Raw genomic sequence first — 24,321 nt, 5'->3', positions numbered from 1 at the left:
CAAAAGCCAAGCCAGTGACCTCTGTTGTCCCTGCCCGCCCGATTGATCCTCATCGTCGCGCCAAATCAGCAGCCGCTGAGACCATCGTTGAGTCCGTTCTGCATGTGGTCAGCCGCTATGAGGATAAGCACGGCCTTCGCAAACGGAAACGTAAAGCGGTGGACCAAGAGACTTATGAGACCACTATTGCAGCCATTGTTTGCGACCTCCTGTATCGCCACCTTGAAGTGCCCAACGGTCAACTCCATGTCAGTCAGAGCAATCAAATATTGCGGAAGAAGTCGCGCTACAAGGGTCAGGCGCTGGGCAAGACCTTACCTGACATCCTCAAGATGATGGCAACCCCGGAAGTCGGTATTGTCGAGATCACCCCTGGTTCCCAGACTTTCAAAGGCACAGATTACACCCCCCTCCTTGCGGGCGCTGGGCGGCAGACCATCCTCACGGCAGGACCAAGTTTGCTTGCGCTCCAGGAACACTTTGGGGTGACGTTTACTGGCATTGGTCGTGCTTCAGATGAAGATCTGATTTTACTGCGCGGAACAAAACAGCGGGATGACAAACCGGCTGCACTGGTCGAGTACACTGATACAGAAGAAACAAACGCCCTTCGCCAAGAGATGCAAATCCTGAATGCTTGGCTTGAAACGGTTCCTCTTTCTTGCACCGATCCACAGATCAACACCACCGAGCGACGCCTCCGCCGGATATTCAACAACAAAGACTTCGCCCAAGGGGGACGGCTCTTTGGTGGTTTTTGGCATGGGATGAAGCATGATGCGCGGTTGGAAACCCTCTTGATCAATGATGACAGCCTGGTCGAGCTTGATTACGGACAGGCAGGGTTTTTGTTGCTCTATGGCTTAATCGGCGCGACACCGCCAACGGGTGATCTTTTTGATCTGACAGAGTATGGCTTCGCGCAAGAATGCCGTCCTGGGATCAAGAAGGTCATTCAAGCCTCGATCAACGCCAGTAAGCCTCTGATCCGTATGCCGAAAGGGGTCCGCAAGACCATCCCTGCCAGCAAGTCCTTCAGTGCCACCCTAGCGGCCATTGGGCAACGCCATCCCGCGATCGTTCATCTCTTTGGCACAGGCGTTGGCTTACAGTTGATGCGAACAGAGGCCGACATCCTGATGGCTAACTTGTTGGAACTCAAATCTAGGGGTATCTTTGCCCTCCCCATCCATGACGCAATCTTGGTCGAACCTAGATTTGAACAGGAGGCTACCGAGGTGATGAAAGTGGTATTCAAAGGACGTGTTGGGCTTGCCCCTGATGTATCGGTTGAGGGCTCCTGAATATCAGCAGATATCACTGGTCATTGAGAGGTAGGCTTGGTGATCATAGGGGTAAGTATTGATGACTAAATAGTATTTATCATTACTAATCATATAGTTAAATAAATAGTATTAAGCGGGAAATAGGGTCCAGTGAGGTGTCCTATTAGATTAACTATGGGGTCTCCCCCTCCTCATATATGCGACCCGTAAGGGATCAATGCAGCTATTCGGGGAGCTGATCTTTTTTCCACTCTGGCAAGGGAAAGAGCACATCGTAGGCCCAATTGAAACCAAACGCATAAACCACATAGAACAACGCGAACGACACATCCATCAGAAAGGCCTGCCAAAGTGTGACGCCAAGATACCACGCAATGAATGGCATAAGAACAATCAATAACCCGGCTTCGAATAAGACGGCATGCAAAATGCGCACAAAACCTCTTTTTTTGGTGGTCCCGGAAGTGCGCTTCAAGCTCAAATCGAAAATGTAATTATATGCCAGACTCCATATCGTGGCGAGTGTAGCGCTTACGACGCCAACAACACCAAAATCTTCAATAGGTAAGTGAAACAAGATCGATCCCAATGGAATGACCAAGATCAAGGCGATGATTTCAAAACTAATGGCATGACGTAAACGATCAAGCGGAGAGCGCATAGCAACCTCAAAAAAAGTGCCGGGTCGTCCCAGCGTTTATCCATTTTGGGAGGTCGTCCTCACGGGAGTGATTAATTGGCTTGTACGGATCCGATTGTCAAGTACTGCACTATATCTCTGGCAGGTATGGGCTCAAATCTGCAGTTTGCTGCTCCTCCGACGAATGACGGCTATGTCTCACGGGTATCGAAACCCCGGCCAACCATCCATAAAAACTGAGCAACATCAAGCTTCTATATAAAAAACCTCATGGAGACTTATATAGATGCTCTCGACCTTTACCCTCCTCACCCTAGGAAGCACTGCCTTCCGTCTTGGCCTCAATTGGGGCCTCAAGACCAAAACCGACTATCGCATAAGTGTCCCGCAAATCCTCGTGGGTGCCTTGATTGTGCTGGCGGAACTGCCTGACATCCTCAAGCCCATTCCTTTCCCGCTCCCCCTCCGCCTGACCCTCGGGTTCTTCCTCCCTGACCTGCTGCTTCGGAGGGGCGCGCAATGACAATGAACCCCAAATCAGCCCTGCCCCTCCAAAGCGGAATGCGTGTGGTGATCACCGCCTTCGATGACATCCCTGAGCACCTGTTCTTGGTGTCAGAGGTGCATGAAGACTGCATTTGCGGCACCGCCCTAACAGGACCGTTCAAGGGTGCCTACGGCGAACCTGATTGGAATCTAATCCTGCCCGCCTTGGGCTTTTTGGTTTGGACAAATTGCAAGACGTTGACGGAGCCGTCGACAAAATCCGCACCGCACTTTCAAAGCTTAAATAGAGGTATGGGAAAGTCTGAGACTCGAGCCTAAGGCCTGGATTTAAAACCATGTTTGCTTCACACAACCGCACTCCGAAACCGGAAGTCCGGCGGTGTGGGGCTCACAAAACAGTTACATTGCAACACTCATTGAACCAGATTTTTCGTCCTGGTCAAAGGTGCTAACACGGCCGCCGAAAGCGTGGAAACTGGATTTATCAAATCGGTTCAAAGATTGCCGTGTGAACTATGCGATAACTTTGACCAGAAGATCGCAAAAAGAACGGGCTGTAGTTTGACACCGTAATGCGCCTCCCCTTCTTGTGGTTCGCCACAATACCTTCTCGGGCGATCATCAGGTGAACACAGCGGCAACCAAATCGCCGCCGCTCCCTCGAAACCCGTCAAATCGCATCCCGAAGTGCAGCATCATTGTCCCGACGCGACTGATACCGCACCGACGATCGGTTGAATTGTAAAACATCACACGCCCGCCGCTGGCTCACACCATGCGCCTCGCACAGGTGGACCACGGCATTCCGCTTTGCTGCGGGCGTCACCATTTTATGGAATTGATGTCTCGCAACATTGCGTTGTCCAACACCTCAAGCACAAAACCTAACTCAATCGCCGCAACTACCCCAAACACCAGCAACCCCACCTGGGCCAAGAACGTGAAATTCCGCTACACGATGGCCTTTTGGCTACCCTAGCCATGCTTCCCAACGAAAGGGTCCTATTTCCTGGGGTTTCTGTGGACGGGATCACTAAGAGGTTTGCTCTGTTAAGTCACAACACGGGAACCACCCGCACTGGCCTTGTATTCCACTCAACCCGCAAGGGGTTCATCATCCAATGTGAAAGGACTGGGATTGCTGACCTTTAGAGAAGTTTTCGCGAATGTCCGCCCCGGCTTTCTGACGGCGACCGTTGCCGACATTCACTGCGGTATGTTCCAAGGTTCGCGAAGCGGACTAGTGTCGAGATCTTGCCGATAGCAGTTCTCTCAGCGCTGAATTATTGCCATTTCATGCGCTGTTTCAAGGCCCATTTGGTGTGCGCAATGAATGAATCCACCCCATCAACGATCAGCGCGGGCTGTCGGTGCAACGCCTCTGTCAGGATAAAGTCGCGAACCATAGCCATCTGTTCGGAACGTCCAGAAAGTGCATACAGACGGCCCGGCCAGCCACGATAATTGATGATAAGGCTTTCCGAACAATTGGTATTTTGCAATTCGCTCTCGTCAAATTCGCTAAAAACGCCCGTTATGTTTTGAAAGGCAATTTCGCGAAAGGCTCGGCGTCTGTTATTGTTGTCAATCACGAACGCGCGAATTGATCTGTTAGCAAGGTCAACTTCCAGTACGCGGCCAATATTGCGGCGCACCGCATAGACTATGAACACACCGAAAAGCACCATTACACTACCGGTTACAATCTTGAGCATTGGAGCTATTCCTGGTGCGGTGGCTTCAGAAAGGAAAGGCATCATCAACCCCAGTCCAATCCAGAGCACACCAAAGGAGATGCCAAAAAGTTTGCCGAACGAAAAACCGATGACCCGTCCTTGGATAAAACGGCGCCCACCTTCGAAATCCTCTATTTGAATGCTTTTGCTCTTTGAATCGGTTGGCTGGCCAGACATTACCGCTCCTCTTTGTCCAAAAGCCTAAACTAAAAAGAAAATATGCCGAAATAATGACATTCCGAGGAACTGGCGATTGATTTGGCCCAACTTCCGCTCAATGTACCATTGACTGATGTGCGGACTTTGCTGCCGTTCGCGCAATACAAGGTAATGATGCTCTCGAAGCGTCTAAGGACCATCAGGCAGTTCATGTTCGAGTGTTTGATCTGCACCGGTAAAGTAGATTCTTTGCTCGTCACTAATACGCGAGCTTTCCATGAACAGTCCTAGATAACTCATGTCACGATAATACGGAGATATGTTGTCAGAGGTTGGGCGAATAATAGAGTTCTTGACGCATGATACCTCAGGCGTATTGTCAAACTCTAAAGGCTCAAGTGTGAAACTAAAACACCATCCTTGGCCTTCGTGAATGACGTAAGCCCCCGATGTATGGCGGTATAAATTAGAACCACGCCACCACCCAGTATCTGACATCAGTTCTTTGGCAATCCGTTTGCCACTATATTCCACGAAAATTTTTCGCTTCCAATCGCTATGTATTCCGAACATTGGCGAGATCGACATTGTTATTTTTGGTCCTTTAGTCAGTTTCGCAGTCGCTTCATACGACCTAGGCCAAAGAGAGAATGCGCTAACCAAAGCAACACACAGAGCAAAAAGCCACTTCTTCATAATCAATGCTCCTATTCGATATTTCGATAGCTAATCCAAACCGTGAAATTCATCAACTTTTCATGGAAATGCCGTCCGCTTTGGGCTTTTTCCGGACTTTAGCTGCGGTGAATACCAAGGGCGGCTTGGGGAGTTCGCGACCGTGACGGTCAATCTCAATCGGGCTTATTCGAACGAGGCTACCGGCGGCCACATCCGCTGCCGTCATTCTCAAATCCGCAAGGATCACGGCTTGCCCCGACAGGGCCGCGTCAAACATGAATGCGCGGCTTACGTACGCGATAGCTCTCTCAGGATTGGCAATTTTCGACCCTGACGCCTTGGCACAAGCAGACCAATCTTCGCGCCATCGCCGACCACTGGCCAGTGGTAAGGCTAAAACATCATCTGCAGACAAAGGTGCCGTCGGAGAACTTGAACTTGAACTTGAACTTGAACTTGCATCTGGGCCCCGTGATCTAAGCAAGCTACTGTCCCAAGACCTCGAGCAAAACCTCTCCTGTGGCACCTGACGGTGGCCGTGTGCCGGCGAGGACGGAAAGAGTCAGCGCCACGTCGATTGGATGAACCCTTCGTGACACGGTTTGTGGAGAGATCCCCTGCCCGGCAAACAAGATTGGTACGAACGTGTCGTAGCGCCATGGTGATCCGTGGGTAACTGTCACCGACAACCCATCCATATCATTGATGAACGATTCCGGCTGGAACACGACATAGATATCGCCGGATCGGTCCGGGTGATAGTTGTTCAACACGGCTTGCATCAAGGCGTTGTCAGGGAGCGAACCTTCTCGCAGGCGTGAACTTGGCACCGCATAGGCCACGCCTTCGAAGGAAACCAATTCATCTGCAACGGCGCTCTCAAGTGCAACCCTGTCGATTTCGGGGTTATCGCGAACATCTGCGGCCAAGGTCAAATAGGGGTGATCATAGCCTTCGAAAAGTGGGCCGGTTATGCCAAACCTTGTTTTGATCCGCTTAATCGCAGGCGCGGTGTCCCATTCATCGGGCGAAACATAGCTTCCCGGCATCCCGATCGAGGCCAGATAGCCGGGTGCTTCAGGAGCCCCGTGGTCGGCCGCCAGTACAATCAGGGTGTTCTCAAGACCCACCTCGGCATCAACGTAGGCAAAGAGATCGGCCAGCGTGCGATCTAGTTGAAGCAGATTATCTTCGGCTTCGAGGCTTGAGGGGCCGAAGAAATGGCCAACGTAATCGGTGACAGAGAAACTGACACTAAGGAAGTCGGTCACGTCGTCATCGCCCAGTCCCTCTGCGTCGATTAGCGTTTTTGCGAAATCGGCCGTCATCTGGTCCCCAAAAGGGCTCAGCGTCAGCATAGTCGTATAGTATTTATCCTCTGTCGTTCCCAGCGGATGCGGAAAGGTGCGACCAAACCCTGCGAAATCCGGTTCCCAATCCTGATCATCGCGTTCGCCGAACAGATAGGTGCCAATCGGGTTCAAAAGTTCCCACGACAGGCCACTGTAGCTTTGAGGTAGACCCTTAGCGTTCCAATCCTCAACCCATGTTGGATATGCATCATAGTAGTAGTTGCTTGTTACGAATTGACCCGCCGCTTTTGAGAACCAGAAGGCCTTGCCAGCGTGTCCGGCCATTGAAACCGCGCCACGATCCTTGATTGAGACACCGAAGACTTTTGCTTGCCCAACTGTACTGACTGCCAGCTCATCGCCAAATGTCGATGTGAGAATAGTTCGCGGTGAACGCCCTTCGCTTGTCGCGGCGCGCTGCGTGGGGTCGATTTCGGTGGAATCGTCCACGTCGGCGCCGCTGGTCAGGATAGAATAGTCGGCGTCCTCAATGTTGTAGACTGTCCGACCCGCGGCGCGGTCGTACCACAGGTTGCCCACCATTCCATGCGCAGCTGGGTTTGCACCGGTTGCCAGAGTAGTGTGCCCCACAATCGTTTCGGTATTGGCGTGCGTATGGTGGGCATTGTTGTAATGGATGCCTTGCTCAAGCAGATACCGGAACCCACCTTCGCCGAACTGGTCCAAGTGTCTGGTGAGAAGATCTCCACGCAACTGATCGACAGTGATTTGCAGGATAAGCCTTGGTTTGTCTTGAGCGTTGGCAGCAAACGGGAATGCGCCCAATACACACACTAATAGGCTGGCGGTTTTTGAGTGAGAAATCATGGAGTATCCCTTTTGGCTGAGCGGTCTTGTGCCCGAGTATGCAACAATTAGTCAGGCCAAAGCAACTTTAGGTCAAGGATTAGCCTAGATACTCAGTTTGGCCTTGGAGCTGCCAATGACCTCTGCTGTCAATATTTGTGGGTTGAATGACGGCTTTGCATACATCGACTTAACAGTATGCAATTTCGGCGAAGGTCCGGATTCCGCCCTCTATGACAATTGCTGTCAAGTTTGAGATAGCCCAATTCACAATTTTTTCTAAAAAGTGATCCGACCTCGCTTAGGGGCCGTATACCTTTTATCCAGCACCTAGCTGGCGTCAATTTTACAATTTGGAGAGACCCTATGTTCCGCCGTACTTTTTTCGCAATCACTTCCGCAGCTATGCTGTCGTCAGCCAATCTTGCTTTCGCCGATGGGCACCCAAAAGACATCGTAGACACAGCAGTTGCAGCAGGATCATTCAACACATTGGTCGCAGCCGTTGGCGCAGCAGGACTTGTTGAGACATTGAAGGGTGAAGGTCCTTTCACTGTATTTGCCCCAACAGATGAAGCGTTCGCTGCCCTTCCAGAAGGCACTGTTGAAAATCTCTTGAAGCCAGAGAATAAAGATCAACTCGTTGCTATTCTGACGTACCACGTTGTCGCTGGAAAAGTGATGAGTGGCGATCTATCGAACAACATGATGGCAACCACCGTCCAAGGCGGCGACATCACAATCATGACTGAGGGTGGCGTAACCGTTAATGGAGCCAATGTAGTCTCCGCTGATATTGAAGCTTCGAACGGTGTCATCCACGTTATCGACGCAGTTATTTTGCCCAAGTAACACGTCGAAATGGCGGCCTTTTTCCTTAAAGGAGGCCGCCATTATTATTCTGCACGTTTTAAGAATTAGAGAGATACCCCAAAATGAAACTGTTTTGCGTTCTCACACTCGCTTGCCTCACAGCTTCGCAATCCTATGCTGACATTCATTTGGAATTCCTCGAAGGTGCGCCGAAGGACAAATTTATATTAACGAACGAAGGTTCATGCCAAGTCAAAAACGCCCTGGTTAAAATTGACCTTTCCGGTGCGGCTGCTGGGCTGATTTTTGACGTGACCGCCGCGGGGTCCGGAGTGGAGGTTTTTCAACCCCTTGAAATCACATCTGGGGCTGAACATTTTTCAACGATTCCAAAAGTATCAGACGGCGATCAATCTATTACACTTCAGCTACAGAATTTTGGCCCTAACAAAGTTGTGGCATTCACAATCGACGTTGACGACACTACGGGAGCGCGTGGAATCACCGTATCCGACAGCGAATTTGAAGGCGTGTCGGTCTCTGCAACTATGGGCGAGAAGCTCTTCTCAGCAACCCTACAAGATCGTTCCGAAGTACGCTTAGATATGGCGGGTTGTATTACATGACCGGTTCAATTCCGATGCCATTTTGTAGGTGAGCGACGTGGTGAAATCCTTAAATCCGCTCCACACCAAAACAAAAGTGTTTTTTGATGGAAGTTGCCCACTGTGTTCTGCTGAAATAGGCTATTACCAAACCATCGATAACGCGGGATCGTTCGAGGCGATCGACGTAAACACCAACGCGTTTCTTGAGCTAAATCTGTTGCCACATAAAACAGCGATGGTGCGGTTCCATGTTCTTTCATCGTTGAACCAACTCCTGTCTGGCGCCGAAGCATTTAAAGAAGTCTGGCGCGGCCTGCCAAGGTGGAAATGGCTTGCAAGAGGTGCAGATTTCCCGGGTGCTACATGGCTCCTAGAGAGGGTATATCGCGCCTTTTTAGTTATAAGGCCACTTACTGTCAGGGGGTTCCTTTACATACGCGGCGAACAGAAGGCGTAGTGATTTTTCGACGTAAATTCATGTGAAGGAAGCCGTTATGACGAAGTCGAGGTCCAATAGCGTTAATTTACTTATTTTTCTTGCCATTGTTGTCGGAGGGAGCATTCGTGTTGCTTCTTAACGCGGCTATTTTAATACTCAACTGACCTCAGAGAAGAGAAAGACATCAATGTGCAGAGCTTTAATCATCGGTTCATCTGGCGGTATAGGGAAGGCCTTAAAAGAAGAGCTTGAGGGCACGGGATGCGACGTTGTAGGCCTATCGCGGACAGAAAACGGACTCGATATAACGGATGAAGCCAGCATAATAAGTGTCACTGCAGGACTTAAGGGTACGTTTGATACCATTTTAGTCGCGACAGGTTCTCTTTCGCCGCGAGATCAAGGACCGGAAAAAACTTATAAGGTTTTAGATGCCGAAACTGCAGCTCTTCAGTTCGCGGTAAATTCAATTGGTCCGATGATGATACTCAAGCACACCGCGCATTTATTACCCCGGGATTCAAAGGCGGTTTTTGCAGTTCTCTCAGCGAGAGTCGGATCAATCGGCGACAATAATCTTGGTGGCTGGTACTCTTACCGAGCATCAAAAGCGGCCCTAAACCAATTCATTCGTACAGCGTCCATTGAGTTGGCGCGCACCCATAAAAGGTCAATATGTGTGGCTCTTCATCCTGGCACCGTCGCGACTGAATTCACCCGAAATTACACAACCCACACGTCCGTTTCCTCATCAGTGTCGTCCAAAAACTTATTGAACGTAATTGACGGCTTAACACCGCAAGAGACGGGACAGTTTTTAGATTGGGCTGGGAACCCAATTCCATGGTGATCATAAACATCCGAGCGATATTTCTGAGAACGACCCTAACTGATAAAACCACCCCGAGTAGGAAGACCAATATGAATCATTTCTTTAAACGTTATACCGTCGCATTCTTTGTGTTTTTTGCGCCCATGATGGCCACGGCAGGAGATACCGTTTTGGAAGATTTCAAGTCACAGCCAGAGACAAGATGGGGATTTTTCACGGATGGCGTCATGGGCGGAGTTTCCCTTGGGCAGGCGTCGTTTGTTGCAGAGAACGATGATGTCCACGCACATATGACTGGAAATGTGAGCACTGAAAACAACGGGGGTTTCATCCAAATCCGCATGGAACTACCGGATGGAGCGCCAGAGGATGCCAAGGGCGTGAGGCTCGTCGTGCGCGGCAATAATCAAGAGTACTTTGTCCATCTTCGCACTTCTGGAACACGCCTTCCGTGGCAATACTATCAAGCCGGTTTTGATGTCAGCAACGATTGGAAAGAAGTCATGCTGCCTTTCACCGACTTCAAACCATCTGGTAGCTTTCTTCGCGCTGTCCCTCGGGCAAGCAGCTTGAAATCCATTGGCGTCGTGGCCTTTGGGCGAGACCACGAAGCAGACGTCGACATAAAAGAAATCGGTTTTTACTGAGCTTTCATTGCGTCATTCGTCAATGGTCTCAACTCTGATTTTTGCAGCTAGAAAATATGCTGTTCTTTTAGCGAGGTGAGCAACTTGAGGTCGGTTGGTCACAACCGAACGAGACAAACGGTGGCCAAGTCATTGGCCTCAAACGGAACGATTTAGACCAGACCAAAGTCGCAGCGTTCTCGATTGTTGTTAATGACACCGCCGGTGCGAGCAAAATAACGGTGTCTGATAGTGAGATAGAAGGCGTCCAGTTTTCTACCGAGTTGGCAGTTCAAAGCTTTAAGGCCCGTTTAAGGCACCCAAAGGACTTGTCTTGAAAATAGGGCTACCAAAATTCGACTTCTCGCCAAATGAAAAAAGTCCGGTTCCCGCCCGTCCCGGCAATCGGTTTGAGCATGCTACGGGCATCCACCAAGCGCATCTTAGGGTTACCCCCTCACCCAACAGTTGAGAAACGCTGCAAGCACTGTGGTATCCGACCAACAACATGCGCATCATTAGTTCTGGATCAACCGAAGGTCGTTCAGTCGAACGAAAAAACTCGGACAGATGTTGGCGAACACTGGATAAAACAATGACGCCACCTATTGCCCTCAATACGTGGTCGGATGGAACATGACCTCAATCGAGAAGTCCTAGAATAGGGCGCTTTGTGTCTCCAGCTTTGGCACCAAAACCGCAATCAATCCCTCATATCTACAAGGAAATTGAAGCAGCAAAACGTTCTCAAATCAAGAAGAGTTTTTCAACAGAATAAGCCCATACCTACCAGATCTATGGGCATTCTGTTGGGAGATATGGATTGCGTTCAAGGTTAAGAATTTCAAAGCGCATCCTTTTTTTTGACCAGTTGTAGAGCTCTGCTTGTCCGCGAGAGGACGTGACAAGAATGGCATGGTAATCCAGAATTGTCGTTCCTGTCGGACCTGTTCTGCTCGTCGCGAACTCGGGAAGGCGCATTTCCCATACGGAGTTCAGTTCGGTGTCGTAATTATTGGGTTTGGGCACAAGAATACATGCAGCGGTAGTGTCATTGGCTGCCCCGACGTGGAAATACATGCCCAACGCTGAAGCCCAAGACCAAGTGGCAAGAAGGAAAAGAACGGCGAACCCTGCGCCATGAGACATCCGATTGGTTTGCCCGAGCGCGAAAACAGTACGGATCATCAGCAGATAACCCACACCCCCTAATGTGAAAAATAGCACGATAAAACCGACCGCTGGCGTTCCAACCGCACTTGTCATAAATGCAAAATATGTCCCGCCTATTAGGAGCAGGAATGCCAGTACCGAGAACACTTTTGCTGGCCATCGGTGTTCCTCAAGGGATTTTTGGGCGAGCAGCGCGGCAATTAGTCCAAGGATACAGCCAGCAACAGTAAAAACCGCCCATCTGCCCGCCGACACAGGAAACCAACTGCTGACCCAATAAATTAGAACAAGGAACGATGAGGCGACTTTCAAAAGAATTAATTCCTTACGCTAGCCTGCGCAACGACAGGACTGTGGTTTTGGATTTGATACCATATTTACGGGCATCGTCTTGGACCTTTTAAGCAGTGTCAAAAGCCAACTCAGGAACCTTAGTTGCGTCACCAATTTGCATCCGCTTTAAAGTGCTACATCATACCGCGGCATCACCCACGGTTACGTTACGATCATATCTTTACTTTTCAATGACTTACAACGACATTGACGATGGCCCAGATCCCTACCGTCGGAGCCAACACTCCCATTAAGACGTTGATAATAAACGATAAAGCGATCCGCACGGGGCGTTTGTCGCGTTTTTGCACACATTCTCTGACACAAACAACACGGAGTCGGAGTAATGGCACAGCAGAAAGTATACCAATATTTGGAATTTAGAGGCTCTTCTTTCCATTTTTGGCGTCGCATTCCGAAGTTTTTTTCAAAAAACAATCCAATCTCGTTTTTAGTTTTTGCGCTCCGTGCGCATGTGGTTAGCGAGGCCGAGGTGCCGGCCCGTCCTTTCACGTCCCTCACTCAGCCCCCCCCGCTTTTAGCTACGTGAAAGGTGCGAAAGAGACGGAAGTGAGAGTTATGGAGCGCGTATTGTCAGACCTGTTGCAATTTGAAACCTCAGCATCCGATCAAGCACGTGTCATCGCTCCTGAACGGTCCCTCACCGAAGCCAAAATGGCCCTTCAGCGGAATTTTGCACTATAAGAAACTTTGAGAGAGCCTCTATTTCTGCGCAACAGAGATGCTGCACAGACTCCCGCTCTGGATGAAGTAAAGCGCCTCGGGGTGGAATTCGACGAGAATTCCGCCGATTGGCAGCAGCTTGCCTACGAAGCAACCTGCGTCCTTTTAGATTTGAGCTTGGGACGCAACAAATGAGACAAAAGTGACTTCAAACATCCCAGCCCATATTTTCAGCCCGCGATCGCGCAACAAAAGGACGGACCTATGTCGGCGGCACGGTATTCATTGGCTGGCAGGTTAATGCAAGGCATTGGCCCAGAAGCAGCCCAGCGACATTTTACAAAAATAAACCCAAGTGCGGCGGGATAGAACTGTCCTATGCGAAGCGATTACGGGCACTTGACGACGAGAACGGTAAGCTGGGGGACGAATGCCTGATTGGGACACTTTTTGGCACATTGCGCGATGCCCGTGAAACGCTTGAAGAGTAGCAGGAGGAGTATAACTGGCGCAGACCACATTCAGCTCTAGCCAACGGGACACCGATGAAATTCGGAGAGGGTTCATGGACAAGATGGCTGCTTAAGGCCAATTTTTTGGCCACAAGGGCTCCGCGCAAAGCTGGAGGAAACTTGGACCTCAGGTCAAAATCCATCCATTTGATGGAGGCCATGGAAAGTTCCCGCTCCCAGTTTTTGTAAGCTATTGTCTTAACCTTCTTTTTTCCCTCGTATCCTTCCAACACGCGGGCAAGTTTTTTCATCATCTGCCCCATTCGAAAGTAAGACAATGAGAGTCGCGATTTCGTCAATATGGAGATATGTCAGGTGCTGTTTTTGAAACTTGGGTGTGAGTGTGTCTCTTAGTCGTCTGTACTTTTTAGCCGCCGTTTTATTAAGTTCTTATCGCCCAGATCAGCTAGAACTGCCTCCAGTACCGCCATTCCTCGCTTTTACGCATCAGTTATCTGCGAATACGGGTTAACAACGGACATACCGTGTAGAGAAGAAACAGCAGCATCTGCGGCGGGTTGTGGATGCGTTTCACGCGCAGCCGAACAATCCCAATTCACTGTCGGATCGGGCCAAGATTGCCATTGCATCGGAGCGCAGGGTGGCCCGTTTATTTCCCAAAGAAACCGGCCTAAGTTTCCGAAAATGGCACCAAAATCCATTGCCTAAAACACAGTACGCGGTGCCCTGAATATGCTGCATGAAAAAGCGGCGTTACTGTTTGTAAAAATCTGAGTACGGAGGGCAAAAAATCGCTCCCTACGATCCCTGAAAGTGAAATTCAATTGCCACAGATTGTTTTCGCCTGCGCTGCCCCCCCAATTATGCCCGAAGTTTCAGTTCGCTCGAATTGCCTACACCTCTTGATCGATCTCAAAGCCCCTTCGATTCAAAGTCTTTGAGAGAATCAAATTTTCGGTTATGTTGTCCAATGCACTGTGACAATGGAGGCCACTTCAATGATCAGATTAGAACCCTATAAAATTCATTCTACTGTCCATATGGCAGCAGCTATTGTGGCTTTCACCACGGGGGCGGCTTTTGCAGAACCCTCGCTGGAGCGGGGCACGTATTTGGTTGAAGGCCCGTCTGCTTGCGGCAATTGCCATACGCCCCAAGGGCCCGACGGACCGCTTCCTGATATGGCGCTTGCTGGAATGCTCGTTGATAAAAACGAAAACTTCACTGCCATCGCACCGAATATTACACCCGGGGGGCGTGTTGGAGATTGGTCGGATATCGAGTTGGCCAAGGCCATTCGTGAAGGCATTCGTCCCGATGGAAGCGTGATTGGGCCACCAATGCCTATGGGGCTCTATCGTGGTTTATCCGATGACGATCTCATGAGCATTATCCTGTATCTGCGTCAGGTGCCCGCTGTTGATAACGACCCTGGAGTGAGTGAGTACAATATTCCGCTCCCTCCCGCCTATGGGCCGCCGATTGAATCTGTACCCGCAATCCCGCAGGGCAAGACTGTCGAATACGGAGCGTATCTTGCTGGCCCTATCGCGCATTGCGTTGAATGCCATACATCTTTTGGCCCGCAGGGGCCGATGTTTGAGACCCATCTCGGGGCTGGCGGATTTGCTTTCCATGGGCCGTGGGGCACATCGATTGCGGCCAATATCACTCCGACAGGCCTCAGCAAGTATAATGATGCCGAGTTGGGCACAATAATTCGGAATGGGCAACAGCCAGACGGCACCCAAATGATGCCACCGATGCCCTATCCCTATCTCGCCAATATGACGGACGACGATTTGGCCGCGATTGTTCTATACTTGCGGGCAATGCCGCCGCTGCCCGACGGCGAATAAAGGGGCTGAGTGCTTGAACTGAAAGTTAGTTTTCAGTTCAAGCACGGCCTACGCGATCACCGAATAACCGGTGCGTTCTTCGAACTAAGCGCGTTTAACCAAACCAATGACGAAGAGCAGGATTACGGACCCAATGGTCGCGTAAATGATCGAAGCAATGAAGCCACCGCCAACCGAAACCCCAAGTGCGGGAAAAATTATTCCAGCCAAAAACGCCCCGACGACACCCACGATAATATTGCCAACAACCCCAAAGCCTCGCCCCTTCATAATCCGGCCAGACAACCAGCCAGCGAGAGCGCCGACCACCAACATGACGATAATACTTTCAAACTGCATGATTATTCCCCTTACGATAACCCAAAATTCGACCAAAGATGCGTGCTCTCGCCAAGTGGGAGAATTCTCCCCCCCACGGGATCACAGACACGCCCCTCGTCACAAAAAATCAGACCAATCGAGGGACCTGAGCCCCCCAATCGGTTCACACATTCATCGACTAGCCTTCGACTGGTCCGCCGGCGTCTTTCCATGATGAAAAACCACCAACGTTTGAAACGTTCTTAAAACCCATATCCTTCAACGTCTTGCCACTGAGCGCGGCCTGTCCACCGACACCACATACAAGAACAATATCGGCGTCCTTTTTGAGGGCTGGATTGTGCAATGCATGAGAGTCGTCAGCTAGAAATTCAATCATCCCGCGCTTAACCATTTCCGCTCCGGCGATGGTGCCTGACGCCGCGATATCCGCGCTGTCACGCACATCGACAAATACAGAATTGCCAGTTCTATGCTTTGCAATGCCTTCTTCGACAGTAATTTTTGGGACGACTGCATTTGCTTCGTCCAGATAGTCCTGTGCAGTTTTCATTCTTAAAATCCTTTATTCTATGTGGGGTGTCACACGTTCTCGGGTATCAATTTAGTCGACCCTTCGAATAGTATAAGATGCTGACCTTCATCATTCCAGAGTTCAAGGGGTAAACGCCCGCTGCGAGATGGACTGGCGGCAAGGCGCCTCGTTTACACGCGCATCTAGCGCATGAATTTCAACTCATCCATTGACCGCCATCGACGTTGTAGGTTTGCGAAACAATATAGTCTGCATCGGAAGACGCCAAAAACACCGCCATTCCCGCCAAATCTGCGGGCACCGCAAAGCGCCCCGCAGGAACACTCGCAGCCACCTCTGCTTTTTTCTGGCCCAGCGGTTTGCCTTCAAGCTTGGCGAACATCGCGTCGACGTGTTTCCAATGCTCACCGTCCACAACTCCCGGCGCAATGGCGTTAACGTTGATCCCATCCTTGATAAGATCAAGCCCCGCTGATTGCGTTAGCGAAATCACTGCCGCTTTGGTTGAACAATAGACCGCGACAAGTGGCTCGCCCCGCCGCCCCGCCTGTGACGCCATGTTGATGATCTTGCCACCGTGCCCCTGTTTGACCATTTGGCGCGCGGCCGCTTGCATCGTAAACAACGTGCCCGCGACATTCACCGCATAAAGCTTTTCATAACTCGCCCGCGTGATATCCACCGTGCGCGCCGCATCAAAAAGCGCCGCGTTATTCACAAGAATATCCAGCTTCCCTGCCCGCGAGACCACAGCCTCAATCGCCGCATCGATGCTACTCTGCTGGGTCACGTCAATTTCGACCGCATAGGCTGCGGGCCCAAGATTGGCCGCTGCTTGCGTGGCCGCCTCCAAGTTGATATCAGCAATGGCGACGGTTGCGCCTTCAGCAAGGTACGCCTTGGCAAAGCCAAGCCCCAGCCCCCGCGCCGCCCCTGTGATCATGGCGGATTTTCCCTCTAGTCGGTTCATATCATTCAGCTTTCCTATGGGGCGCGTGATGCCGTTTCGGGGGTGAACTTAGCAGAAGTTCCGCTCAATAGTAGAGGTAATTTATCGGTGTATCGCAAAGGGCAGACGTGTCATTTTTTCTCCACTTTGCTAAATCCATTTCCTCGACTTTGCGAAGCTGTGCCCCAGAATGACGACAAAAATCCCCGTGGTCGAAACAATCAAAAGTATTGGCCAGTCCATTGTTTTCATTTGTGACCCTAAATATGTCGACATCACCGTCATTGGGAGAATTCCCACAGCACTGGTCCAAACGAAGGTCCAAACACGAACACCTGTGAGGCCTGCTGCATAGTTCACAAGGTTAAAGGAGATCACCGGAATAAAGCGACTGATGAGCAAGGTGAACGTGCCCTGATCCTGCGCCCAGCGGTCTAGCGTGTTAGCTTGGCTAGGCGACAACCACGCGTGGACAACATCCCGCCCCAGCAGTCGAGAAAGATAAAAAGCCAGCAACCCCCCTAACATCGCCCCAGCCCAAACCAGCGCGCTACCAACAAGTGTTCCGTAGACAGCTCCAGCGCAAATGGCCAAAATCTCGGCGGGGAAAGGGATGAAACTGTGCAGTATCATCAGACCGATAATCGCAAACGGTCCCCATGCACCAAGACCACGCAGCCAAATTGTCAACTCTTCGGGTGATGGAAGGTTCAAACCAACAAAATACACCAGCAGCGCGCATAGAAAAGCGGTGGCCAAGATCAAAAGAATGAGGGTGGTTTTCCTAGACAAAGGGAAGAGATTCTCCAAAGCTGCCCCCAAACGAGAGGTATCGTCCTATTACTAGCAAATTAGACAAAATAGCACGATACGATAAACTCTCTCTGCGCGAAAAATTCCCAGCGGAAGCCAGCCCGAATTTGCGTCACCCCGCGTCAATCATCTAACCACTCAGGTTTGGCCCTCGTTTTGGCAGCAACTTATGGCTCACATCTTACCAGTGGTTTCCCAAAACGAGTACCTTCTATCCAAGGGTCTCCCCATGAAGATTGTCCTCCTCGGAAAAACACGGAAATGCCCCCTTAAGCATCTGGCAGCGAGCACTGCTTGAAATTTGGCGCACTTATGTGGCGGGTTTCACACTAAAATCTTTCCACCGACTAAATTGATCATTTCAATGAAAAAATATCTGTTCCCCAGCATCCAGTGTTCCAACAGAACCAACGTTTGCGCAGTTTCAATAATCAAGGACGAGCTTGGATGCCAAAGCTATTATTACACGGAGGGCTGCCCAAAACAGCTACGACAACCGTTGAAGGTTTCTTGGTACGAAGCGCATCAACTGCTCGGAAACCTCTTTCGCCACTCTCCATGAGAAAATGCGGAGCCCTTTTCAGGCTTCGACGTGTTTCCAACAATTTTCCTACGCAGACAGGACCATTTGATAGATGCAGCACTTAAAGAAAACAAGAAAAACGGCGGCGAAGTTATTGACCGCACAGAATACTTAAAAGCGCGTCAAAGTTGGTCCGATTACAATGATAAACTTTCGCAATGGGCGCGTGTGTTTGAAGCGGACAATATTTTGATTGCGTTTTTTGACATAGGCAACGGGCACCTAACCGTTGTGAAAATGTCTTTTGACGAAATTGGAATTAACTTTAGCGATGATTAGGTACTCTTTGGCGACCACAACGGAAGCCTTTCTTAGCGCGATGCCAACCAAGCGACGTATCGGTCCAAATTCACCCTCTATTTCATTTTTCTGGGACAATTTTCGGAAAAAAAACTGACCTTTCTAGGTGGGAAAGTATTTTGCCCCGCGGAAAGATTGAAATTATATTAGGATGTCGCGACCTCAAACGCCAAAGTTGCACGGGATTATTTAGGACGCGAAGGCGGTGTGTTGTTCCCAAATGCACCACCGAGCCTCGATGCTGAATGGGATGCATACACCGGATTGACAATGGAGATAGCAGCCAAAATTGGTAGTTTCCTTGCCGACAGATTGTACGCGCGAGCGCCCTAATGGCGAAAAGCATACCCATTTCGCATCAAGACGCCGACTTAAGGCTAGCGGCGGGCATAAGTGTAATATTTGCCCGCCCTCTTGATGTATTGAAAGCGGGCAAAGGTTTAGCTGTCCGTTTGCTTGGCCCCTTTTGTCGTTAACCCCTTGAACCACTCACGCAGACTTTGCAGGACAACAAACAACACTGGCACGAGTATAACCCCAAGAACTGTCGCCAAAAGCATCCCTCCAAACACTGCAATCCCGATGGCTTGCTGGCTCGCGGCTCCTGCGCCACTGGCAACAACAAGCGGAACGACCCCCAAAAGGAAAGACAAGGCCGTCATCATAACTGCGCGGAACCGTTTTGATGTGGCCTCAACTGCGGCTTCGCGGATGGTCATGCCATTGTGGCGTTGCACGATCGCGAACTCCACGATCAAAATCGCGTTTTTGGAGGCGAGTCCGATTAACATAATCATCCCGATTTGGGTATATAGGTTGACGTCCCCTCCTGTGAATTGAACCGCCAACAAGGCCCCAAACAGTGCCACAGTCACCGACAGAAGGATGCCAACCGGCAGACTCCAACTCTCATATTGTGCAACGAGAAACAGATAGCCAAAGACAATCGCCAAGATCAAAATAACCACGACCAAACCACCCGCGTCGAGCTGTTGTTGCGCAATACCCGTCCACTCGTGGGAATACCCCGGTGGCAGCGCATTCACCGCCTCTTCTTGCAGCACGCGGATCGCATCGCCCGTAGAAAGCCCTTCAGCGGGGATTGCGGTCACAGTTGCGGAGCGGAACATATTATAGCGATTGAGCGCCACAGGGCCGAGCTCATTAGATATGGTAATCAGCGCACCCATCGGAACCATCGCGCCCGTTTGCGACCGCACATATAGAGCGTCAAGATCCTCGATCTTGTTGCGATATTCGCCTTCAGCTTGGATCATCACCCGATAAACGCGCCCGAACAGATTGAAATCATTCACATAAAACGACCCCATATAGGCCTGAAGCGTGGAGAAAACATCTGCGACCGAAACCCCGAGGGATTTGGCCTTTTCACGGTCCAAATCCACATAGACCTTCGGAACATTGGCACGGAAGGTCGTATAGGCCTGTGCAATTTCGGGACGTTGATTGGCGGCATAAACGAGGGAGCCAAGGGCCGCAGATAGTTCTTGGGTCGTCCCGCCCCCCGTTTGCTGCACCTTCATTTCGACACCTGCACTCATGCCAAGACCAGAAATCGCTGGCGGATTGAACGCAATAATACTAGCGCCAATTTCCTGACTGGCGAGGGCTTGAATTTCGCTCAAAACGCCGTTCGCGCTGAGGGCTTCTGTCGTGCGGTCATTCCACGACTCCAAATTGGTCACAATCATCGCGCCATTCGATCCACCGCCATTCAACAGGCTGAATCCGTTCACGTTTACTGTTGACGAAACTCCGGGGATTTCCCGTATTTTCGCGTCGAAACGTTCCGTAACGGCTTCTGTGCGCTCAAGCGATGCTGCGTCCGGAAGTTGGATATCAACAAACAAATAGCCGTTGTCTTCGATGGGAAGGAACCCTGCAGGAAGGGATTTGAGCAAACCACCAGAGCCAAAAATAACCGCCGCAACGATTGCGAGGCCGATCAACGGAACACGCACAAGGCGGCTTACGATGCCCACGTACCCACCGCGTACAAACCCGATGCCCTTGTCAAAAAGGGCAAGAACGCCTTTTGAAGGGCCGTCGCGTTTTTTCAAAATGATCGAACACAAAGCGGGCGAAAGTGTGAGCGCATTGATCGAGGAAATCACCACAGCCACAGAAATCGTTGTCGCAAACTGAGAATACAAACGCCCCGTAATGCCCGGCATAAACGTCACGGGCACGAAAACCGCGAGCAAAACGAGGGTCGTCGCAATAATAGGCCCCGTGATTTGCCCCATGGCCTTGCGTGTGGCGTCGGGGGCACTCAGGCCCTCTTTTTCCATAATGGATTCAACGGCTTCAACCACGATGATTGCGTCATCAACCACAATCCCGATGGCGAGCACCAAAGCGAAAAGCGAGATTGTATTGAGCGACATGCCAAACATGAGCATAAACGCAAAGGCGCCAATCAAGGAAACAGGGATCGCAATCGCCGGAATAAGTGTCGCGCGCGCACTGCCCAAAAAGAAGAACACAACAGCCATAACAATGACGAATGTTTGCATCAGTGTCGTTAAAACGTCATCCAAAGATTGCTGTACAAATCGTGTAGAATCAAAGGGAACGTCATAGACGATATCGTCGGGAAACGCTTGAGCAAGCCGCTCAAGCTCCAGCGAAACCCCCTCCGCAACCTTCAGCGAATTGGCTCCTGGCGCTTGGTAAATTGCCAAAACGGTTGAGGCTTGGCCCGAATACAGGCCCGATGCGCTGTAATATCCCGCGCCTAATTCCACGCGCGCCACGTCTTTCATCAAGACAATACTGCCCGCCTCGCCCGTGCGCAGAACAATGTTTTCAAACTCTTGAACCGTCGTGAGGCGCCCTCTGGACACGATGGTATATTGGAATTGTTGGCCCGTTGGGACAGGGCTTGATCCGATTTGACCGGCGGATACTTCGAGGTTCTGCTCACGAATTGCCGCAATGAGATCGCTGGGCGCAATGCCAAGGCTGGCCATGCGATTTGGGTCCATCCACATGCGCATCGCATACTCGAAATTGGTCATGATGGTGGCTTCGCCCACCCCACTCACCCGCGCCAACGCGTCCCGAAGGTTGATCGCCGCATAGTTCGACAGGAACACCTCGTCGTAGGTCCCATTGGGCGACAGAAGTGTCACCAAAAGCAACATATTGGTCGAGGCTTTCTGCGTGACCACCCCCGAATTTGTAACTTCAGCGGGCAAAGAGGACATCGCTTGTGCAACACGATTTTGCACATTGACGGCAGCAAGATCGGGATCGGTTCCAACTTTGAATGTGACCGAGAGCGAATACGAGCCTGTGTCCGTACTGTCGGAGGACATATAAATCATGTCATCCACGCCGTTCACTTGGGCTTCAATAACCGCAGCAACCGTGCTTTCGACGGTCTCCGCGTTTGCGCCTGTATAATTGGCGCTCACCTTGACGACGGGCGGGGTAATGGAGGGGTATTGTTCAACCGGAAGGGCGAAATACCCGATGACGCCCATGATGGTTAACACCAAGGAAATAACGATCGCCATTTTGGGGCGTGCGACGAAAATAGAAGAAAACACGCTTTAGTTCCCTTCTGCGGAGGTTGCACTGCCCGCGAGTATGGCATTGACTTCAACCCCTGGGCGCACGCGCTGTAGGCCCTCGATAATGACGGCTTCACCTTCGACAAGACCGTCGTCGACGACAACCGAAACCCCGTCTTGACGACCTAAAGTCACGTAACGTTGCTCGACGGTTTGCTCGGCCCCAACCACCAAGACGAAATCGCCGCGCTGATCGCGCTGAACGGCGGCTTGGGGGATAAGGAGTGCATCGGTTGGCGCGTTATCTTCGATACGTAAACTCACAAAAGATCCATCAAAAATCAGGCCATTATCATTGGGAAATTCGACATCCAAACTCACCGTTCCGGTTTCGGGATCAATCCGATTGTCGGCAAAAACGATGTGGCCAACCTCCTCAAGCTGCGTCCCATTTGGCAGGGAAACAAATACATCCAGCGCTTTTGAGCCATTGGCAAGGTTTTCAAGCGAAGCGTCATGAACCTGCAAAAAGTTCACCAACTGCTTTTCGGTGAGCGAGAACTCGACGTAAATTGGTGCGGTGCGAATGAGGGTGACCAAGGGCGCCGTCGTCGGGCCAACCAATTCGCCCACACTTGGGTTCGCGCGGCCAATCCGCCCATCAAAAGGCGCGGCGACACTGGTATAACTTAGGTCAAGTTCTGCCAACTGAATCGTCGCATCCGCAATTTCGATATTGGCTTCGGCGACCTGAAAATTTGCCTGCGCGATATCACGATCCGCGACGGTGCCAGACTCACGCCGCAACAATTCCGACTTTCGATCAAGTTCGATTTGCGCCAGTTTAAGTTGGGCAACGGCAGAAGCCTTATCCGCCTTGCGCGCGGCAAGGTTGGCAGCATAAGTTCCAGGTTCAATCTTAAACAGGACTTCACCTTTTTTGACATCTGCGCCGTTTTTAACCAAGAAATCCTGCAGAAATCCACTAACGCGCGCGACAATATCAACCTTATCAATCGCTTTGCCACGCCCGATAAAGGTAGCTTCCAAAACTAACCCCTCGGTATGCGCTACGGCAATCGAAACCATCGGCCCGGAGGGCGCTTCTTGGGCAACACTGACCTGTGATGACGCAAAAAGTGCGGCCCCAAAAGTGATTGCTTGGAAAAACGATTGGCCTGTGAGTTTCATGCGTACCCTACCCCATGAGTTCAATTTTATTTCCCCACGAAGTGTAAGAAACAATTTTTAGGCACGTCTCCGTACCTGTCGTAAATTTGTAAAGGAGCCCCACGCTATTTTGTGGCGGCTCCTGAAGTTTTTGTCTCTAAAGCAGCCACAAGATTATAGAAGCCTTGAGGCTTTTAGACAGATTATTCCACAGGGCTCCAAGCGGTGTCCGGATTATACGTCAGAATTTCAAGGGCGACATCAAGGCTGTTTTCCCCCAAATCCGCCGCAAAGACGCGCCCGTTTTCCGAGACGATGAAGCTGTGAACACCGGTTTCATTATAGGTCGCAGGGACCGCTAAAAGCGCGTGGCCCGCGATCATGTTGCCACCGACGATATAGTCAAGCGCGCCTCCCGGAGCGGACGCGCCCTGCCCCTGAAGCACACGATAATAGTAGCCGCCGAATGGCTCGGCTTCTTGATCAGTTTCGCCATCCGAAAAGCCATCTAACGATGCCAATGCGATGCGTTCGCCAAGCGGGCTGTCTTCATCAGCCCAAACCAACCCGTCCCGCGCGCCGTCGCTTGAGAGAATAGAGGCGGCAAATTCCAACACCCCGTCCGCGTCGTGATCAACAAGGCGATAGGCCAACTGAAGCTCGACATACGCTTCAATCATATCGATCGTTTCAAGTTCATTCAGGCCAATGCTGCGGTAAAACACTTCGTCACGCCCCGCCTCAATATCAAAAGCCCACGCTGTATCCGTTTTGGCCAATGGGATTGGAAACGGCCAAGCCTCGGCTCCCAAAAGCAACGTTACACGGTTTTCTTCGTCAAGTTGGAAGCGGTACCCTTCTTGAATCAGCGCTTCGATTTCGGCGCGGTTTTCAGCATCTTCTTGGGCATCACCAGACACTAAGACATCCGTCGCATCGGTGCCAAAAACCTCAAGCACAGCTTCGCGGTTCCCGAGAGCGGCGACAAATGCCTCGAGCGCATCTTGCGGAGTGGCATAGGTTGCAGGTCCGTCTGCGGCAAAAGTCGGAAGAGTTGACGCCAAAAACGCGAAACCTGAGATGCTCATTTTAAGATTGTGTTTCAT

General features: G+C 50.9%; 24 protein-coding genes. 10 read left to right on the top strand and 14 right to left on the bottom strand.

The features are described 5' to 3' along the window. The coding region (locus tag AB9F27_RS11790) for a hypothetical protein (RefSeq protein ID WP_369757729.1) at positions 1-1,304 on the top strand (1,304 nt) is incomplete at its 5' end. Between the two features lie 205 nt (positions 1,305-1,509). On the opposite strand, the gene AB9F27_RS11785 is transcribed toward AB9F27_RS11790, so the two are convergent. Beyond that, positions 1,510-1,947: a PACE efflux transporter gene (locus AB9F27_RS11785; protein WP_369754502.1), complete on the bottom strand. Its 438-nt coding sequence runs from the start codon at positions 1,945-1,947 to the stop codon at positions 1,510-1,512. A gap of 265 nt (positions 1,948-2,212) precedes the next feature. On the opposite strand from AB9F27_RS11785, the gene AB9F27_RS11780 reads away from it, so the two are divergent. Both AB9F27_RS11780 and AB9F27_RS11775 read left to right on the top strand, forming a co-directional pair. Beyond that, complete coding sequence (locus AB9F27_RS11780; protein ID WP_369754503.1) at positions 2,213-2,449, top strand: hypothetical protein; 237 nt, start codon at positions 2,213-2,215, stop codon at positions 2,447-2,449. Beyond that, positions 2,446-2,751: a hypothetical protein gene (locus tag AB9F27_RS11775; RefSeq protein ID WP_369754504.1), complete on the top strand. Its 306-nt coding sequence runs from the start codon at positions 2,446-2,448 to the stop codon at positions 2,749-2,751. The genes AB9F27_RS11780 and AB9F27_RS11775 overlap by 4 nt, the downstream gene beginning before the upstream one ends. Positions 2,752-3,054: 303 nt before the next feature. On the opposite strand, the gene AB9F27_RS11770 is transcribed toward AB9F27_RS11775, so the two are convergent. The 5 genes from AB9F27_RS11770 to AB9F27_RS11750 all read right to left on the bottom strand — a co-directional run bounded on the left by AB9F27_RS11770 (position 3,055) and on the right by AB9F27_RS11750 (position 7,186). Beyond that, entirely contained in the window at positions 3,055-3,183 is a 129-nt protein-coding gene (locus AB9F27_RS11770) for a hypothetical protein (protein WP_335585425.1), read from the bottom strand. A 533-nt stretch (positions 3,184-3,716) separates the two neighbouring features. Further along, positions 3,717-4,346 carry a hypothetical protein gene (locus AB9F27_RS11765; protein ID WP_369757728.1) on the bottom strand — a complete coding sequence of 210 codons (630 nt, stop codon included), beginning with the start codon at positions 4,344-4,346 and terminating at the stop codon, positions 3,717-3,719. A gap of 171 nt (positions 4,347-4,517) precedes the next feature. After that, entirely contained in the window at positions 4,518-5,024 is a 507-nt protein-coding gene (locus AB9F27_RS11760) for a hypothetical protein (RefSeq protein ID WP_369757727.1), read from the bottom strand. A gap of 52 nt (positions 5,025-5,076) precedes the next feature. Continuing rightward, positions 5,077-5,283, bottom strand: coding sequence for a hypothetical protein (locus tag AB9F27_RS11755; protein ID WP_335585428.1), 207 nt, complete (start codon positions 5,281-5,283; stop codon positions 5,077-5,079). A 208-nt stretch (positions 5,284-5,491) separates the two neighbouring features. After that, positions 5,492-7,186, bottom strand: a complete 1,695-nt coding sequence (locus tag AB9F27_RS11750) for an alkaline phosphatase family protein (RefSeq protein WP_335585429.1) — start codon at positions 7,184-7,186, stop codon at positions 5,492-5,494. 345 nt (positions 7,187-7,531) lie between these two features. Between AB9F27_RS11750 and AB9F27_RS11745 the strand changes: the two genes are divergently transcribed. From AB9F27_RS11745 to AB9F27_RS11725, 5 genes are all read left to right on the top strand, one after another. Beyond that, complete coding sequence (locus AB9F27_RS11745) at positions 7,532-8,017, top strand: fasciclin domain-containing protein (protein ID WP_335585430.1); 486 nt, start codon at positions 7,532-7,534, stop codon at positions 8,015-8,017. Between the two features lie 83 nt (positions 8,018-8,100). Continuing rightward, entirely contained in the window at positions 8,101-8,604 is a 504-nt protein-coding gene (locus AB9F27_RS11740) for an aggregation factor core (RefSeq protein ID WP_335585431.1), read from the top strand. 28 nt (positions 8,605-8,632) lie between these two features. Then, positions 8,633-9,043, top strand: coding sequence for a thiol-disulfide oxidoreductase DCC family protein (locus tag AB9F27_RS11735; RefSeq protein WP_369757725.1), 411 nt, complete (start codon positions 8,633-8,635; stop codon positions 9,041-9,043). A 169-nt stretch (positions 9,044-9,212) separates the two neighbouring features. Beyond that, complete coding sequence (locus AB9F27_RS11730; protein ID WP_335585433.1) at positions 9,213-9,875, top strand: SDR family NAD(P)-dependent oxidoreductase; 663 nt, start codon at positions 9,213-9,215, stop codon at positions 9,873-9,875. A gap of 71 nt (positions 9,876-9,946) precedes the next feature. Then, the gene (locus AB9F27_RS11725; RefSeq protein ID WP_335585434.1) at positions 9,947-10,504 is read left to right on the top strand and encodes a CIA30 family protein; all 558 of its coding nucleotides are present in this window, start codon (positions 9,947-9,949) and stop codon (positions 10,502-10,504) included. Between the two features lie 774 nt (positions 10,505-11,278). Here the strand turns inward: AB9F27_RS11725 and AB9F27_RS11720 are convergent. Next, entirely contained in the window at positions 11,279-11,968 is a 690-nt protein-coding gene (locus AB9F27_RS11720) for a hypothetical protein (protein WP_335585435.1), read from the bottom strand. Positions 11,969-14,144: 2,176 nt separating this feature from the next. Between AB9F27_RS11720 and AB9F27_RS11715 the strand changes: the two genes are divergently transcribed. Then, the gene (locus AB9F27_RS11715) at positions 14,145-15,005 is read left to right on the top strand and encodes a c-type cytochrome (protein WP_335585436.1); all 861 of its coding nucleotides are present in this window, start codon (positions 14,145-14,147) and stop codon (positions 15,003-15,005) included. Positions 15,006-15,089: 84 nt separating this feature from the next. Here the strand turns inward: AB9F27_RS11715 and AB9F27_RS11710 are convergent, their stop codons facing one another. The 4 genes from AB9F27_RS11710 to AB9F27_RS11695 all read right to left on the bottom strand — a co-directional run bounded on the left by AB9F27_RS11710 (position 15,090) and on the right by AB9F27_RS11695 (position 17,602). Further along, on the bottom strand, positions 15,090-15,344 hold the full coding sequence (locus AB9F27_RS11710) for a GlsB/YeaQ/YmgE family stress response membrane protein (protein ID WP_335585437.1): 255 nt from the start codon (positions 15,342-15,344) through the stop codon (positions 15,090-15,092). A gap of 160 nt (positions 15,345-15,504) precedes the next feature. Further along, complete coding sequence (locus AB9F27_RS11705; RefSeq protein WP_335585438.1) at positions 15,505-15,879, bottom strand: rhodanese-like domain-containing protein; 375 nt, start codon at positions 15,877-15,879, stop codon at positions 15,505-15,507. A 178-nt stretch (positions 15,880-16,057) separates the two neighbouring features. Then, positions 16,058-16,831, bottom strand: coding sequence for an L-iditol 2-dehydrogenase (locus AB9F27_RS11700; protein ID WP_335585439.1), 774 nt, complete (start codon positions 16,829-16,831; stop codon positions 16,058-16,060). A gap of 129 nt (positions 16,832-16,960) precedes the next feature. Further along, the gene (locus AB9F27_RS11695; protein WP_335585440.1) at positions 16,961-17,602 is read right to left on the bottom strand and encodes a TVP38/TMEM64 family protein; all 642 of its coding nucleotides are present in this window, start codon (positions 17,600-17,602) and stop codon (positions 16,961-16,963) included. Between the two features lie 613 nt (positions 17,603-18,215). On the opposite strand from AB9F27_RS11695, the gene AB9F27_RS11690 reads away from it, so the two are divergent. Beyond that, a complete protein-coding gene (locus tag AB9F27_RS11690) occupies positions 18,216-18,485 on the top strand; it encodes a hypothetical protein (protein WP_369754519.1) in 270 nt (89 codons plus the stop codon). A gap of 461 nt (positions 18,486-18,946) precedes the next feature. On the opposite strand, the gene AB9F27_RS11685 is transcribed toward AB9F27_RS11690, so the two are convergent. From AB9F27_RS11685 to AB9F27_RS11675, 3 genes are all read right to left on the bottom strand, one after another. Further along, complete coding sequence (locus AB9F27_RS11685) at positions 18,947-22,081, bottom strand: multidrug efflux RND transporter permease subunit (protein WP_335585442.1); 3,135 nt, start codon at positions 22,079-22,081, stop codon at positions 18,947-18,949. 3 nt (positions 22,082-22,084) lie between these two features. Then, positions 22,085-23,236, bottom strand: a complete 1,152-nt coding sequence (locus AB9F27_RS11680) for an efflux RND transporter periplasmic adaptor subunit (protein ID WP_335585443.1) — start codon at positions 23,234-23,236, stop codon at positions 22,085-22,087. Between the two features lie 182 nt (positions 23,237-23,418). Then, positions 23,419-24,321, bottom strand: a complete 903-nt coding sequence (locus AB9F27_RS11675) for a DUF2950 family protein (protein ID WP_335585444.1) — start codon at positions 24,319-24,321, stop codon at positions 23,419-23,421.

This window comes from Falsihalocynthiibacter sp. CO-5D18, from assembly GCF_041205445.1.
Taxonomy (GTDB): domain Bacteria; phylum Pseudomonadota; class Alphaproteobacteria; order Rhodobacterales; family Rhodobacteraceae; genus Falsihalocynthiibacter; species Falsihalocynthiibacter arcticus.
Note: the sequence above shows the minus strand (reverse complement) of the source record. Positions and strands in the feature narration are given on the sequence as shown.